The organism is Aliiroseovarius sp., assembly GCF_965228805.1.
In the GTDB taxonomy this organism is placed as follows: Bacteria; Pseudomonadota; Alphaproteobacteria; order Rhodobacterales; family Rhodobacteraceae; genus JASBTN01.
In genome coordinates this window covers 2482663-2497578 of sequence record NZ_CBDDIE010000003.1, presented here as the reverse complement: position 1 = coordinate 2497578, position 14916 = coordinate 2482663, and the positions used below count along the sequence as shown (strand labels likewise).

Below are 14916 nucleotides of genomic sequence, written 5' to 3'. Positions count from 1 at the left end.
ATTACCTTCGCGGCAAGACGAAAGACCGGGGAGAAGACATGTCCGAGGACCGCCTGACCTTCAAGGAAATGTGCGCCAAGTTCGACGTGACCCCGCGCACGCTCAGATATTACGAGTATATCGAGCTTCTGAGCCCGGAAAAGGAAGGCCGCTCGCGGTTCTACACCCCGCGTGAGGTCGCGCGCATGACGCTGATCCTGCGCGGACGGCGTTTCGGGTTTTCGCTGGAAGAGCTGCGCCAGTGGCTCCTGATCTATGACGAGCAAGGCACCGAAGCGCAGATGCAGGCCTGGGTGGAGCTGGCCGATCGGCAACTGCTCGCCCTACGCAAGCAGCAGGAAGAGCTGGTCGAGTCGATCACCGACCTGCAGAAACTGCGCGACGATGTGGCCAACGAACTGAGCTGATCCACTCAACCGATTCACATGATTCGACGCCCAAAGCGCTGCTTTCGGGTGATTTCGCCTGTTGTCAGGACCGAACTGCCCTTACGTCAGCCAATTTTGGCCGAAACTGACGTTCCGTCGCTGAAAATTTTGACGTCACGTTACATTTACGTCAACGTAAAGTCGTAGTGTAGGCATGGGTATACCCCCGCAACCGGGGCACCCGCATTCGATATCGGAGACAACGATGACCGATGACCTGATGACCATTCGCGAGATGTGCGACGCCTATGGCGTAACCGCCCGCACCTTGCGCTTCTACGAAGCGAAAGAGCTGCTCTCGCCGATCCGGGAGGGGCAGAAGCGCCTCTTCACCAAACGCGATCGCGCACGCCTGAAGCTGATCATGCGCGGCAAGCGTTTCGGCTTTGCGCTGGAAGAGATCCGCCAGTTGCTCGACCTCTATGACATGGGCGACCAACAGCAGACCCAGCTGCGCAAGACCTTCGAGATCGCCCAGACCCATCTGGAGACAATGGAGAAACAGCGCGAGGAGCTGGACGTGGCCATTGCCGACCTCAAGGAACAGCTGGAATGGGGCGCCCAGATGATCGCCTCTTTCGAAAACGACGACGCCGCTCAGTAACGGCCTGACAAGACCAACAAGGATACGCGACGCATGCCCACCTACACCGCGCCCACCAAAGATATGGCCTTTCTGATGCACGACGTGCTGAAAGCCCATGAAAGCGACATCCCCGGCTATGACGAGCTGGAGCCCTCCTTCACCTCCGCCGTTCTGGAAGAAGCCGGCAAGCTGGCCTCCGAAGTGCTGACCCCGCTGAACACCGTGGGTGACCACGAGGGCTGCCGCCTGGAAAATGGTGTGGTCTACACGCCGACCGGCTTCAAGGACGCGTTTGAGCAGATGAAAGAAGGTGGCTGGACTGGGCTGGACATGCCCGAGGCGTTCGGCGGCCAAAACATGCCGGTGCTGCTGGGCACCGCGGTGGGCGAGATGTTCTCCGCCGCCAACCAGGCCTTTACCATGTACCAGGGCCTGACCCATGGCGCCGCGAGCGCCATCCTGGCCCATGGCACCGAGGAGCAGAAGGAAACCTACCTACCCAAGATGGTGTCCTGCGAATGGACCGGCACCATGAACCTGACCGAACCCCATTGCGGCACCGACCTGGGCCTGATGCGCACCAAGGCCGAACCGCAGGGCGATGGATCGTACAAGGTGTCGGGGCAGAAGATCTTCATCTCAGCCGGTGACCACGACATGTCGGACAACGTGATCCACCTGGTGCTGGCCAAGATCCCCGGTGGACCCGAGGGCATCAAGGGCGTGTCCCTGTTCATCGTGCCCAAGTTCGACGTGAACGAGGACGGCTCCGTCGGCTCGCGCAATGGCGTGTCCGTTGGCAACATTGAAAAGAAGATGGGCATCCACGGCAACTCGACCTGCGTGATGAACTACGATGAGGCGACCGGCTATCTGCTGGGTGACATGCACAAGGGCATGCGCGCCATGTTCACCATGATGAACGAAGCCCGCCTGGGCGTTGCGATGCAGGGCATGGCCCAGGCCGAGGCCGCCTATCAGAACGCCGTCGACTACGCCAAGGACCGCCTGCAGGGCCGCGACGTCACCGGCGTCAAAAACCCCGACGGCCCGGCTGATCCGCTGATCGTGCACCCGGACATCCGTCGCTCACTGATGGATCAAAAGAGCTTTGTCGAGGGCGGACGCGCCTTCCTCTACTGGGGCGCGCAGATGATCGACGCTGCGCATCGCGCCCATGACAAGGACGCGGACGGGCTGGTCAGCCTGCTGACTCCCGTGCTCAAGGGTTTCCTGACCGACCAGGGCTATGACATGACCGTGCTCGCGCAGCAGATCTATGGCGGTCATGGCTATATCGAAGAACATGGCATGAGCCAGTTCACCCGCGACGCTCGCATCGCAATGATCTACGAAGGCGCGAACGGTGTACAGGCGCTGGATCTGGTGGGGCGCAAGCTGGCCCAGGACGGCGGCAAACACGTCATGGCCTTCTTTGACCTCGTCAAGGATTTCTGCAAGGAAAACAGCGATGTCGAGGGCATGGAGGAGTTCATCGAACCGCTGAAGGGCGCCTCGAAACAGTTGCAATCGGCGGGCATGTATTTCATGCAGAACGGCATGAAGAACCCCAACCACGCGCTGGCGGGTTCCTATGACTTCATGCACCTCTTCGGTCATGTTTGCCTGGGTCTGATGTGGGCGCGCATGGCAAAGGCCGCGCTGGGGGCGCTGGCAAACGGCGCCGATGACGCCGCGTTCTACGAGACGAAACTGACGACCGCCCGCTACTATATGGCCCGTCGCCTGCCCGCCTGCGCCATGCACCTGGCCCGTATCGAAAGCGGCGCGGATCCGGTGATGGCGCTGGACGCCGACGCGTTCTGAGACACGACAGAAAGGACAGAAGATGCCCAAACGTTTCCGCCTGACCCGTCGCTTCCCCTGCGCGATGACCGAGGACGGCTATCGCCGCCTCAAACGCTTCGCGAATGAGGCCGGGTTGGACGAGGGCGAGGCGCTGTCCTTCCTGTTCGAACATTTCGACAGCGTGACGGATCAGGAAAACCTGACCGCGCGTCTGCGCCTGTTCAACGCGGAGCTGGATACGCGCAAACGCTGACACCTGCGCCGGGGGCTCCTTCGGGAGCCTCCGGCGGGGATATTTTACGAAAGTTGAAAGCACGCCCCCTTTCATCTTTCCTAAAATATCCCACGGGGGTCCGGGGGGGTGACCCCCCCGGTTCTGCGCGTGAGACTGGGAGGACCACATGACGATCAAACTCTACTGCTTCGGCGAAAGCGGCAATGCCTACAAGGCGGCGCTGGCCCTGGAACTCTCAGGCCTCGACTGGGAGCCCGTTTATGTCGACTTCTTCGGCGGCGAGGCGCGCAGCCCCGAGTTCCGCGAGATCAATCCGATGGGCGAGGTGCCCGTGATGGTTGACGGCGACGTGACCCTGTCGCAATCGGGGGTGATCCAGGACTATGTCAGCTCCAAGTCCGGCAAGCTGGGCGGCAAGTCTGCCGCCGAGCGCCGCGAGGTGCTGCGCTGGCAGTTCTGGGACAATCACAAGATGTCCTCGCAGATCGGCATGACCCGGTTCCTGATGAACTTCATCCCCGAAGACAAGCGCCCGGCCGAGGTCATCGCCTTCAACCAGGGCCGCCTGAAAGCCGCGTATAAAGTGCTGGAAACCGAGCTGGCCGACAAGAACTGGCTGGTGGGCGATGACGTGACCATCGCCGACATCTCCTGCTGCGGCTACCTGTTTTACCCGGAGCCCTTCGGCTTCGACCGCGCCGACTGGCCCAATATCAACGCCTGGCTGGACCGTATTTCCGCCCTGCCCGGCTGGAAACACCCCTATGACCTGATGCCCGGTTCCCCCGCGGACCGCGCCTGATCCCCACGGAAGGAATTCGACGAATGACCGAAGCCTATATCTATGACGCCGTGCGCACCCCGCGTGGCAAGGGCAAGAAGGACGGCACGCTGCACGAAGTCACCGCCGTGCGCCTGTCGGCGATTACCCTGAACGAACTGGCCACGCGCAACAACCTCACCGGCCACGCGGTCGAAGACGTGATCTGGGGCAATGTCACCCAGGTTGGCGAACAGGGTGCCTGCCTGGCGCGCTCGGCAGTGCTCTATTCCGACCTGGATGAACGCATCCCCGGCGTCTCGATCAACCGTTTCTGCGCCTCCGGCCTGGAGGCCGTGAACATGGCCGCGAACCAGGTCAAGGGCGGCGCCGGCAAGGCCTATATTGCCGGCGGCGTGGAAAGCATGTCCCGCGTGCCCATGGGCATGGACGGTGGCGCGATTGCCGCTGATCCGCACCTGGCGATGAAAGCCTATTTCGTGCCGCAGGGCATTTCCGCCGACATCATCGCCACCGAATACGGGTTCTCGCGCGATGACTGCGATGCCTATGCGGTCGAAAGCCAGAAACGCGCCGCCGCGGCGCGCGCGGCCGGGAACTTCAAGAAGTCGGTCTATACCGTGCGCGACCAGAACGGCCTGACCATCATGGACCAGGACGAGATGATCCGCGAAACCACGATGCAGACCCTTGGCGGCCTGAACCCGTCCTTCAAGGCGATGGGCGAGGCGATGCCGGGCTTTGACGCCGTGGCCCTTCTGAAATACCCGCATCTGGAGCGTGTGAACCACGTGCACCACGCGGGCAACTCGTCGGGCATCGCCGATGGCTCTGCCGCCGTGCTGATCGGCAACAAGGAGTTCGGCGAAGAAAACGGGCTGAAACCGCGTGCGCGTATTCGCGCGACGTCCAAGGTCGGGACCGATCCGACAATCATGCTGACCGGCCCCGTGCCCGCCACCGAACGTGTTTTGCAGGCGGCCGGCATGAGCTTTGCCGACATCGACCTCTTCGAAGTGAACGAGGCTTTCGCCTCGGTCGTGCTGCGCTTCATCCAGGCCTTTGACGCCGACACGAACAAGGTCAACGTGAACGGCGGCGCGATCGCCATGGGCCACCCTCTGGGTGCCACCGGCGCGATGATCCTGAGCGCTCTGCTGGACGAAATGGAACGGTCCGACAAGGAAACCGGCCTGGCCACGCTCTGCATCGGCTCGGGCATGGGTGCCGCAACCATCATCGAACGCGTGTAAGAGGAAGACGACACATGGCTGATTTCAACTATTCCGTTGACGCCGACGGCGTCGCCACCATCTGCTGGGACCTGCCCGGCAAGTCCATGAACGTGCTGTCGATGGAAGGCATGCGCGAGCTGGACGCCCATATCGACAGCGCCCTGGCCGACGAGGCCGTGAAAGGCGTAATCATCACCTCGGCGAAGAAGGATTTCGCCGGGGGCATGGACCTGAATGTCATCGCCAAGATGAAGGAAAGCGCGGGCGACAATCCGGCCCAGGGCCTGTTTGACGGGATCATGTCGATGCACAAGGGCCTGCGCAAGATTGAGCGCGCGGGCATGGATCCGAAGACAAACAAAGGCGGCAAGCCGATCATCGCCGCCCTGCCCGGTATCGCGCTTGGCATCGGGTTGGAGATCCCTCTGGCCTGTCACCGCATCATTGCGGCAGACAATCCGAAGGCCAAGATTGGCCTGCCGGAGATCATGGTCGGCATCTTCCCCGGCGCCGGTGGCACCACCCGCCTTGTGCGCAAGATGGGCGCCATGTCGGCGGCTCCGTTCCTGTTGGAGGGCAAGACCGTCAGCCCGGACAAGGCCAAGGCCGCCGGTCTGATCGACGAGGTTGTTCCGGCGGATGAACTGCAGGCCCGCGCCAAGGAATGGGTGCTGAGCGCCACCGATGCGGACATCGTCAAACCCTGGGACGCCAAGGGCTACAAGATGCCCGGTGGGGCGCCTTATCACCCGGCCGGTTTCCAGACCTTCGTCGGTGCCGCCGCGATGATCCACGGCAAGACCAACGGCGTCTACCCGGCCGCCAAGGCCCTGCTGGCCGCGGTTTATGAAGGCGCGATGGTGCCCTTCGACGACGCCCTGCGCGTGGAATGCCGTTGGTTCGTCAACGTGCTGATGAACCCCTCGTCCTCGGCGATGATCCGGTCGCTGTTCATCAACAAACAGGCGCTGGAGAAAGGCGCGGTGCGCCCGGCTGATGTGCCGGACCAGTCGGTCAAGAAGGTCGGCGTGTTGGGCGCGGGCATGATGGGGGCTGGCATCGCGCTTGTATCCGCCAAGGCCGGGATCGAAGTCGTGCTGATCGACCAGAACCAGGAAGCCGCCGACAAGGGCAAAGCCTATTCCGAGGCGTATATGGACAAGGGCATCGCCCGCAAGAAGGCCACGCCCGAGAAGAAAGAGGCCCTGCTGGGTCTGATCAACGCGACCACCGACCTGGACGCGCTGAAGGGCTGCGACCTGATCGTCGAGGCGGTCTTCGAAGACCCGGGAGTGAAGGCCGAGATGACCCAGAAGGTCGAGGCCGTGGTGGGCGAGGATTGCATCTTCGCCACCAACACCTCGACCCTGCCGATCAGCGACCTGGCCAAGGCAAGCGCGAGGCCGGAGCAGTTTATCGGCATTCACTTCTTCTCGCCGGTCGAGAAGATGATGTTGGTCGAGATCATCAAGGGTAAGGAAACCCGCGACCGCGCCACGGCCAAGGCGCTGGATTACGTGCGCCAGATCCGCAAGACGCCGATCGTGGTGAACGACGCGCGGTTCTTCTACGCCAACCGCTGCATCATTCCTTACATCAACGAGGGGATCCGCATGGTCGGCGAGGGTGTTGCCCCAGCTCTTGTCGAAGGGGCCGCCCGCCTTCTGGGCTTCCCGGTTGGGCCGCTGCAGTTGGTCGACGAGACTTCCATCGACCTGGGCGTCAAGATCGCCAAGGCCACCCGCGCGGCGATGGGCGATGCCTATCCGGACACAGCGGTGGATGAGGTGGTGTTCTGGATGTTCGACGAAGGCCGTCTGGGTCGCAAGGCGAACGCGGGCTTCTACGACTATGACGCCAAGGGCAAGCGCACGCAGCTCTGGGAAGGCCTGGCCGCAAAATATCCGCTGGCCAAGGATCAGCCCGACCTGACCGAAGTCCAGCACCGCCTGATGATGGCCCAGGTGCTGGAAGCCGTGCGCGCCCAGGAGGAAGGTGTGCTGATGGACATTCGTGAAGGCGACGTGGGCGCCATCCTGGGCTGGGGCTTCGCCCCCTGGTCGGGCGGCCCGTTGAGCTGGTTGGACATGATTGGTGCCGAAAAAGCGGTCGAGATCTGTGATGGCCTGACCGAACAGCACGGCGCGCGCTTCACCACGCCCGAGACCCTGCGCGACATGGCCGTCAAGGGCGACGGGTTCTACAGCCGCTTCGCCGCCTGATCCGACCGATGAAAACAGAAACGCCCGCCAAGTCGGCGGGCGTTTTCTTTTGTATCGCTGAATGGTTCAGTCGCCATTCATATCCGCGAAATGGCGCCCATTCTTCACCAGCTCATCCCAGAGCGGTGAGGGCGTCCAGAACTCCGGGGCTTCCTCCACCCAGGATTTCAGTTCGTTCTCGACCACCAGCAAGCCGCGCAAATCGGCCGCCATCATCGGCCCGCCCCGCCAGCGCGGAAAGCCGTAGCCATAGAATAGCACCACATCGATGTCCGAGGGTCGCAGTGCGACACCCTCTTCCAACAGCCGTGCCCCCTCGTTGGCCATGGCGCCCAGGCATCGCGCTTGGATCTCTTCCGTCGTGAAAGAACGCGGGGTGATCCCCTTGGCTGCCCGTGCCTCGGCGATAACCTGCAGCACCTCCGGGTCTTCGCGTCCTACTCGGCTGCCCTCGTCATAAAGATAATAGCCGCGCCCCGATTTCTGCCCGAACCAGCCGCGTTCGCAGAGCGTGTCGCCGACCGTCACATAACGGTGTGCCGGATCGCGCGTTGCCGCGAGCCGTTTGCGCCGCGCCCAGCTGATGTCGAGCCCGGCGATGTCCAGCACCTGGTAAGGGCCGACCGGAAAGCCATAGGCGCGCATCGCAGCGTCGATTTGGGCAGGTGTCGCACCGTCCTCAAGCATGAAATCCGCTGCCAGCCGGTAGGCCGCAAGGATGCGGTTGCCGATAAACCCATCCGTCACGCCCGCCCGCACCGGCACCTTGCGCAGCTTCTTTGCCAGAGCAAACCCTGTGGCGACGACATTCGGATCCGTCTTGTCCGCCACCACGATTTCCAGCAATTTCATGATGTTGGCGGGTGAGAAGAAGTGATAGCCCACCACATCCTCGGGCCGTGAAATCGTCGCCGCCAGGGAATTGATGTCCAAATATGACGTGTTCGTCGCCAGGATCGCGCCCGGTTTCATCACCCCGTCCAACTGGGCAAAGACCCCTTCCTTGACCGAGGTCTCTTCGAACACCGCTTCGATCACCAGGTCGACGCGGCCCAGATCTTCCATCCGCGTCGTACCAGAGAGCAGCCCCATGCGCAGGTCTCGCGTGGCCTCGTCGATACGGCCCTTGGTCAGGGAACGCTCATAGATCGCGTCGATCCTTTCGACCCCGCGCACCAACCCTTCATCGTCGCGTTCCACCAGGGTGACCGGGAAGCCAGCATCCAGGCAGGCCACCGCAATGCCGGTGCCCATGGTGCCCGCGCCGACCACGCCGATCGTGTTCACCTCGCGCAGGGTGGCGCCGTCCAGTTCCGGAACCTTGGCGGCACGGCGTTCGGCGAAGAAGGCGTGCCGTAAGGATCTCGCGCCTTCCGAGTTCTCGCAGTCATCGAAGGCGGCGCGTTCCATTGCGATCCCGGTCTCGAACGGCAGCAGCATCGCGGCTTCTACGCAATCGACAATCTTGCCCGGCGCAGCCAGAGACGACTTGGCGGCCTCCACCCTACGCACGGCGATGGCCGCGCTGTAGGTGGCAACATCGTTGAACCCATCGCGGCGTTCGCAGGTCGGGCGCGGCGCAGCACCCTTGTCTGCCAGATCACGGGCAAAGGCAAAACCGGCGGTCGCGACGTCCCCATCGACCAAAGCATCGACCAAGCCCAGGTCGCTGGCCTTCTCGGCGGTGATTGGCTTGCCCGACAGCATCAGATCCAGCGCGGGACCTGCGCCGGTAATTCGTGGCACGCGTTGTGTTCCGCCGCCACCGGGCAGCACGCCAAGCCCCACTTCGGGCAGACCGAAGCGTGCCTTTCGGTCGGCAAGACGGTAATGCGCGCCCAGGGCGATCTCGAACCCGCCGCCCAGCGCGGTGCCCTGCACAGCGGCGACCACGGGCTTTGAACAAGCCTCGATCCGGGCCACTACGGTCGACAGTATCGGCTTCGCGCGCGGTTTGCCAAATTCGCGCACATCAGCGCCTGCAGGAAAGGTGCGCCCATCTGCCCGAATCAATACCGACCGCACGGTCGGGTCTGAATCAGCGCGTTCCACCGCATCGAACAAACCGCTACGGACAGAAAAAGATAGAGCGTTTACAGGTGGATGCGCGATGGTCAGCACGGCAACGCCGTCCTGGACCTCATATGTAACGTGGTCGTTCATGTCCCCTCCTCGGTGCTGGACGCAACTTAATTGCCCAAGCGTCTTTGGCAAACATGAAAACGCCCGCGACTTGCGCGGGCGGTTGCCCCGCTGAAATATCAGGCAGGATCGCCCGGTCAGACCGGCATGTTGTCGAACAGGTCGTCGGCGTCATCATCGTCCAGTTCATCGACCAGACGCAGGTAGTCTTCCGGCACCGGCAGGCCCATTGCTTCGAACTCGGCAATCTTCTCGCGCAACTGTTCCTGCAGCACATGCCGGTCCTGTGGCCGCTTGGCGATCTCATCCAGAATATTGGCGACCGCCGCCTTCATCTCCTCAAATGCCATGTTCTCCTCCTCCGTCAAATGTCTAGCCGTGCTTTGCAGCACATTTGCGACAGAAGGGAGTATGGGGCACCACCTCCAGCCGCTCCTCGGCGATTTCATCCCCACATTCAACACAATAGCCGAACTCGTCCTCTTCCATCCGGGCCTGGGCCGCGCGAATCTTGGCAATTTCGGCCTGGGCATCGGTTCCGCGGCGCTCCAACACCTCGTCACCTTCCCGTTCGACTGCCAATTCCTCCCAGTCCTTGGACTGATGGCTGTCCAGCTCCTTGTCGATCTCCTGCAACAGAGCTTTCAGCTCTTCCAGGCGCGCTTCAAGGATGCTGCGGTATTTGCCCACGTCAATCATTGCAAATCTCCTGTAATCATCAACAGTTTGCCCAAAACTGTCGCGCAAAGCCTTGATGCAGGTCAACAGCGGGACCGTGGATCAGCCCACCGGCTCAGGCAGCCCCTCCATCGCCATCGGCGCAATATCGAGCGGCGGCAGGTCACCGTCCCCCCCCAGAGGAGGAAGCTCGCCACCACCGAGAGGCGGCAAGCCCCCCGCCTCAAGCGGGGGCAGACCACCCCCATCGCCCAGTGGCGGCAGGTCCCCGGCACCGAGCGGGGGAAGCGCGTCAGCCTCTGCGGCTTCGCCCAACCCCGCCAAGGCATCGGGCGCGCCAAGTTCGGGCGCCGGCGGTATGTCGGGCATCGCAGGCATGGCAGCACCCGGCGGCATGGCAGACACGGCGTCGGTGGCTGGCAGTCCTGCTTCCACGGCCGCCTCATCCGGCAGTTCATCACTGATCCGCACGGCCCGGTGCCCGCCAACCTGGCCCAGTCGGCCCGAGGAAATCTCGGCCCCGGTCACGCCTTCCAGGGTGACCCGGCTCAGAGCGGCGCGGGGCACGGGCACGAGCGCACCGACCTCAAGCGCGACAACTTCGTTCAAGGTCAATTCCAGGCGATGCAGAACCGCGTGCATCTCGGCCTGAGTGTCCATGACCGCCTCACCCACGGTTTCCCCATCATCCGCGCCCCGAGCTATGCTTGCACGGCGTGGCGGATCGAAGGGGAATAGCAGTTGCAACTGCCCTTCCTTCGCACCGCTGCCCAGGTCCATGGTCAATGTGTATTGCCGGTAGGGGATGTCTTCTAGCGTCATCGACACCGCCCGCGTGTCAGCCAGCGGCAGCGCATAGCGAAACCCCTCGATCGCGGGCAGGACCGGCAGATCGGCCTCTGCCACCAGTTCGGTGAACAGCTCCAACATCCGGTTGATGAAATCGGCAGAGAGGATGGCATCCGTGCGGGTTGGCGCGCGCGGTTCGGCCTTATGCGGCACCACGCGGCCGGTTGTCTGGATCTCGATCAGCGCGGCCAGGGCCTGCGGATCCATCACGACCATGCCGAAGCGCCCGGCCTCATCCCCGCAAAGCGCCAAGAGCGCGTGTTCCGGCAAGGCGTCGATGAACCCGTCGCGCACCACGCGGTCTTCCTTCACCGCGGCGGCCAGGGCCACCAGGGCCGCCACATCTTCGGCCGCCTGTGCCACGGCCACGCGCAGCGCGGTCGCGGCCGTGGTGCGCCCGATCTCGGGCGGAGGGCGCCCGGCCCCCGCCTTGCGCCGCATTGCGCTGAGCTCGGTCTCGTCACTCATGCCTATGCTCACCAGGACAGTTCATCCCCTCCAGATGTGACATCACAAGGTTTACAAATGGTTTAGGTTTGCGATTACCCAGCGCCCAAAGGCGCGCGCGGCAAGCTCACGCGGAACGCCGCCCCCCCTTGCCCCGGCAGGTAGGAGACCTTGCCGCCCAGCTTGTCCATGATCTCGCGGCAGATCGCCAGGCCCAGCCCGGCGCCCCCCGCCTTGGCCTGATCCGACAAGCGTGAGAATTTTTCGAAGATAACCGATTGGCTCTGCTTGGGAATTCCCGATCCATTATCGATGAAATCCACATGCAAACGATCACCGCGATGGGTCACGTGAATCTTCAGACGCGGTTTGTCGGCATCGCAATATTTGATCGCATTGGCAATCAGGTTGATGAAGACCTGAGCCAGCCGGTCGGTGTCCGTATGGATCGCCACATCCTCGTAGATGCCCTTGCGCCGGATCTCGATCACCGCAGCCTCGCCGACCGAAGTGGTGGCAGCCACCGCACGATCCAACACCGAACGCAGGTTGTCGGGCTGCGGGTGCAAGGTCACGTGGCCCGCCTCCAACACCGACAGGTCCAGAAGGTCATCCAGAAGGCGGGTCAGGCGCAGCGCCTCGTCATGGATGATCGAGCTGAAACGGCGGCTGGCCTCCGGATCCATGTCGCCGTCACGCAGCAGCTCGGAAAAGGACCGGATCGAGGTCATCGGCGTGCGCAGCTCGTGGCTGATCTGGCTGAGGAAGGCATCCTTCTGGATAGACAGCTGTGTCAGTTTCTCGTTCGCCTCGGACAGCTGGCGGGCGGTGCGGGTCAGTTCCTCGGACTGCACTTCAAGGCGCGAGGAATATTCCAGCATCTGCGCGGTTTCGTCAGCCACCGCCATCAGATCCTCGACCGAGACAGACGCCCCGCCAACGATCTGGCCGACCATCGCATGGGCCGTGGCCGCCCCGACCGAGCCCGACAACTCGCGTTCCAGAAGCTCGATGAAGCCCGGGGTGGGTTCGGGCAGGAATCCCTCCTTGCCCTGCGCGGCAGCCTGTTCCTCGAACAGGGCCTGGGCCTCGCTGGGCCCCATGATGCGCTGCGCCATGATCATCAAATCTTCGGTCTGGGCGCGACCTTGGGTCCAGCCGCGGGTCGAGCCGGAATGCTCGAATACATTGACGAACTGTGCGCCTTGCAGCCGTTCCAGCGGGTTCGGAAAGCTCATCAGGCTGACGGTCAGGAACAGGGCAGTGTTGACCACCATGGACCAGAACAGCGCATGTACCAGCGGGTCCATGATATCGAGACCGAAGAGCGCCTGCGGGCGTAGCCAGTCCACGCCCCAAGGCCCCTGGGCCAGAAGCTCGGCGGACATGATGCCGTCCGGGCCGAAGCTGGGCAGGAACAGGCAATAGGCCCAGACGATAAACCCACCGACCAATCCTGCCGCAGCGCCGTTGCGCGAGGCACCGCGCCAGAAGATGCCGCCCAAGAGTGCGGGCAGCACTTGGGCAACGCCCGCGAAGGAAATGAGGCCGATCGCGGCCAGGGCTGCCCCGCCGCCCGAAACGCGGAAATAGAGATAGCCCAGCAGCAGCACCCCGGCGATCGACAGGCGGCGCGAGACCAGAAGCAGATTGCGCACGTCGCCGGACATCGCCGCACCTTCGCTGCGCAGGCTCAGCCAGATCGGCATGACGATATGGTTTGATACCATCGTCGACAGCGCGATGGCCGCGACGATAACCATCGACGTGGCCGAGCTGAAACCGCCGAGGAAGGAGAGCATGGCCAGGCTTTCCTTCTCGAAGTGTAGCGGTACGGTCAGGACGAACAGGTCGGGGTTGGCGCCCTCGGGCAGGATGTTCAGCCCCACCACCGCAATCGGCACCACGAAAAGGCTCATCGCGAAGAGGTAGGCAGGGAAGGCCCAGGAGGCGGTAGCCAGCTGGCGTTCATCCACGTTTTCCACCACCAGAACCTGGAACATTCGCGGCAGGGTCAGGAAGGCGGCGGCGGACAGGAAGGTCAGGCTGACCCACCGGCCGGGACGGATCTGCCAGTCGGCGATGGCCGAGGTGTCGATGGTGCGCGCGATCTCTCCGGGGCCGCCCGCGACGCCCCAGACAACAAAGACACCGACCGCCAGAAGCGCGACCAGTTTCACCACCGCCTCGACCGCGATGGCGGTGACCACGCCGTGGTGACGCTCGTTGGCATCCAGGTTGCGGGTGCCGAAGGCGACGGTAAACACCGCCAGCCCTGCCGCAACCCAGAGCGCAGTGGCGTTGAGGTCGGGCAATTCGGGCATTACCCCACCACCTGCGCCGGGCCCGCGTTCGGCGGCAAAGACGGCGAAGGACAGGGTGACCGATTGCAGCTGCAGCGCGATATAGGGCGTGGTGCCGATCACCGCCAGGAGCGTGACGATCACGCCCAAGAGGTTCGACTTGCCATAGCGGGAGGAAATCAGGTCAGCGACCGAGGTGATGCGCTGCGCCCGCCCGATCCTCACCAGCTTGCGCAATAGCCACCACCAGCCGACCATGATCAGGGTCGGCCCCAGGTAGATGGTGACGAACTCCAGCCCGCTGCGGGCGGCGTAGCCCACCGCGCCGTAGAAGGTCCAGGCGGTGCAATAAACCGACAGCGACAGGGTATAGACCCAGGGACCACGCAGCCAGGCGGCGCCCTCGTGCCCCTCGCGCGCGCGCTTATCCGCGCCATAGGCCACGATGAACAATGTGGCCACGTAGAGCAGGCAGACCAGGACCAGCAGGTTGTAGCCCAGCATCAGCTGCGCCCCTCCAGGTCACGTGTTGCCGGGTCATCCCCCGGCGCACCGGGCACCGGATTACTTGCCGACAGGGGCCGCGACAACAGCGCGGCCGCCAGGATTAGCCCCGCCCAGACGGCAAAGATGTAGATCCCCCCGGCCGAGGTCTGGCCGGTCTCGGCCCCTCCGTCCCCTGCCCCGGCCGCGCCCAGAAGCGGCAGCATGAACAGAAGCACGCCAAGAAGCGGCAGCAGGCGGGCCGCGTCGGCCACCCGGCGACGGCGATAAGTCTGGCGGGCCAGGAAAAGCGGTTCGCGCCCGGCGCTCACGAGGCAGGCTTGCCGGCCAATTCGCGCACGGCCTCCAGCACGTCTGCATTGGCGAAGGGCTTGGTCATGAAGCGGGTCACGCCCAGACGATCGGCCAATTCACGGTCCTTCTTCTGCCCACGCGCGGTCAACATCAGAACCGGCAGATTCGCGGTGGCCTCTTCCCCGCGCAGCTCCTGCAGGATTTCGAAACCGGACCGGCCGGGCAGCATCACGTCAAGGATCAGCACGTCGGGCGCCCCCCCGCGCACGGTATCGGCGGCGGTTTCACCATTGGCGTGGGTTGATACGTCCCAGCCATCGCGGCTGAGGATGAAGCTGATGGCTTCGACGATGTTTGGTTCGTCCTCGATGACAAGAACCTTTTTGCCCATCTGTCCCTCCCC

At 63.5% G+C, this 14916-nt stretch carries 14 protein-coding genes; 7 read left to right on the top strand and 7 right to left on the bottom strand.

Annotated elements, in window-relative coordinates; all coding sequences use genetic code 11:
• Positions 1–38: 38 nt before the first annotated feature.
• The 7 genes from ACO07D_RS13220 to ACO07D_RS13190 all read left to right on the top strand — a co-directional run bounded on the left by ACO07D_RS13220 (position 39) and on the right by ACO07D_RS13190 (position 7296).
• Complete coding sequence (locus tag ACO07D_RS13220) at positions 39–407, top strand: MerR family transcriptional regulator (protein ID WP_421703415.1); 369 nt, start codon at positions 39–41, stop codon at positions 405–407.
• A 226-nt stretch (positions 408–633) separates the two neighbouring features.
• Complete coding sequence (locus tag ACO07D_RS13215) at positions 634–1032, top strand: MerR family transcriptional regulator (protein WP_421703414.1); 399 nt, start codon at positions 634–636, stop codon at positions 1030–1032.
• Between the two features lie 33 nt (positions 1033–1065).
• Positions 1066–2841 (top strand): acyl-CoA dehydrogenase C-terminal domain-containing protein, encoded by a 1776-nt coding sequence (locus ACO07D_RS13210; RefSeq protein WP_421703413.1) that lies wholly within the window; start codon positions 1066–1068, stop codon positions 2839–2841.
• 22 nt (positions 2842–2863) lie between these two features.
• Positions 2864–3076: a hypothetical protein gene (locus ACO07D_RS13205; RefSeq protein ID WP_421703412.1), complete on the top strand. Its 213-nt coding sequence runs from the start codon at positions 2864–2866 to the stop codon at positions 3074–3076.
• Positions 3077–3224: 148 nt separating this feature from the next.
• Positions 3225–3860, top strand: a complete 636-nt coding sequence (locus ACO07D_RS13200) for a glutathione S-transferase family protein (RefSeq protein ID WP_421703411.1) — start codon at positions 3225–3227, stop codon at positions 3858–3860.
• Positions 3861–3883: 23 nt separating this feature from the next.
• A complete protein-coding gene (locus tag ACO07D_RS13195) occupies positions 3884–5092 on the top strand; it encodes an acetyl-CoA C-acetyltransferase (protein ID WP_421703410.1) in 1209 nt (402 codons plus the stop codon).
• 14 nt (positions 5093–5106) lie between these two features.
• Positions 5107–7296: a 3-hydroxyacyl-CoA dehydrogenase NAD-binding domain-containing protein gene (locus ACO07D_RS13190; protein ID WP_421703409.1), complete on the top strand. Its 2190-nt coding sequence runs from the start codon at positions 5107–5109 to the stop codon at positions 7294–7296.
• Positions 7297–7362: 66 nt separating this feature from the next.
• On the opposite strand, the gene ACO07D_RS13185 is transcribed toward ACO07D_RS13190, so the two are convergent.
• The 7 genes from ACO07D_RS13185 to ACO07D_RS13155 form a co-directional block, all read right to left on the bottom strand.
• Positions 7363–9459 (bottom strand): 3-hydroxyacyl-CoA dehydrogenase NAD-binding domain-containing protein, encoded by a 2097-nt coding sequence (locus ACO07D_RS13185; protein WP_421703408.1) that lies wholly within the window; start codon positions 9457–9459, stop codon positions 7363–7365.
• Positions 9460–9575: 116 nt separating this feature from the next.
• On the bottom strand, positions 9576–9788 hold the full coding sequence (locus tag ACO07D_RS13180) for a hypothetical protein (RefSeq protein ID WP_421703407.1): 213 nt from the start codon (positions 9786–9788) through the stop codon (positions 9576–9578).
• Between the two features lie 22 nt (positions 9789–9810).
• Positions 9811–10137 (bottom strand): TraR/DksA family transcriptional regulator, encoded by a 327-nt coding sequence (locus ACO07D_RS13175; RefSeq protein WP_421703406.1) that lies wholly within the window; start codon positions 10135–10137, stop codon positions 9811–9813.
• Between the two features lie 81 nt (positions 10138–10218).
• Positions 10219–11433, bottom strand: coding sequence for a FliM/FliN family flagellar motor switch protein (locus ACO07D_RS13170; RefSeq protein ID WP_421703405.1), 1215 nt, complete (start codon positions 11431–11433; stop codon positions 10219–10221).
• A 74-nt stretch (positions 11434–11507) separates the two neighbouring features.
• Positions 11508–14219 carry an ATP-binding protein gene (locus ACO07D_RS13165; RefSeq protein ID WP_421703404.1) on the bottom strand — a complete coding sequence of 904 codons (2712 nt, stop codon included), beginning with the start codon at positions 14217–14219 and terminating at the stop codon, positions 11508–11510.
• On the bottom strand, positions 14219–14530 hold the full coding sequence (locus tag ACO07D_RS13160; protein WP_421703403.1) for a hypothetical protein: 312 nt from the start codon (positions 14528–14530) through the stop codon (positions 14219–14221). The genes ACO07D_RS13165 and ACO07D_RS13160 overlap by 1 nt, the downstream gene beginning before the upstream one ends.
• On the bottom strand, positions 14527–14904 hold the full coding sequence (locus ACO07D_RS13155) for a response regulator transcription factor (RefSeq protein WP_421703402.1): 378 nt from the start codon (positions 14902–14904) through the stop codon (positions 14527–14529). The genes ACO07D_RS13160 and ACO07D_RS13155 overlap by 4 nt, the downstream gene beginning before the upstream one ends.
• Positions 14905–14916: the final 12 nt, after the last annotated feature.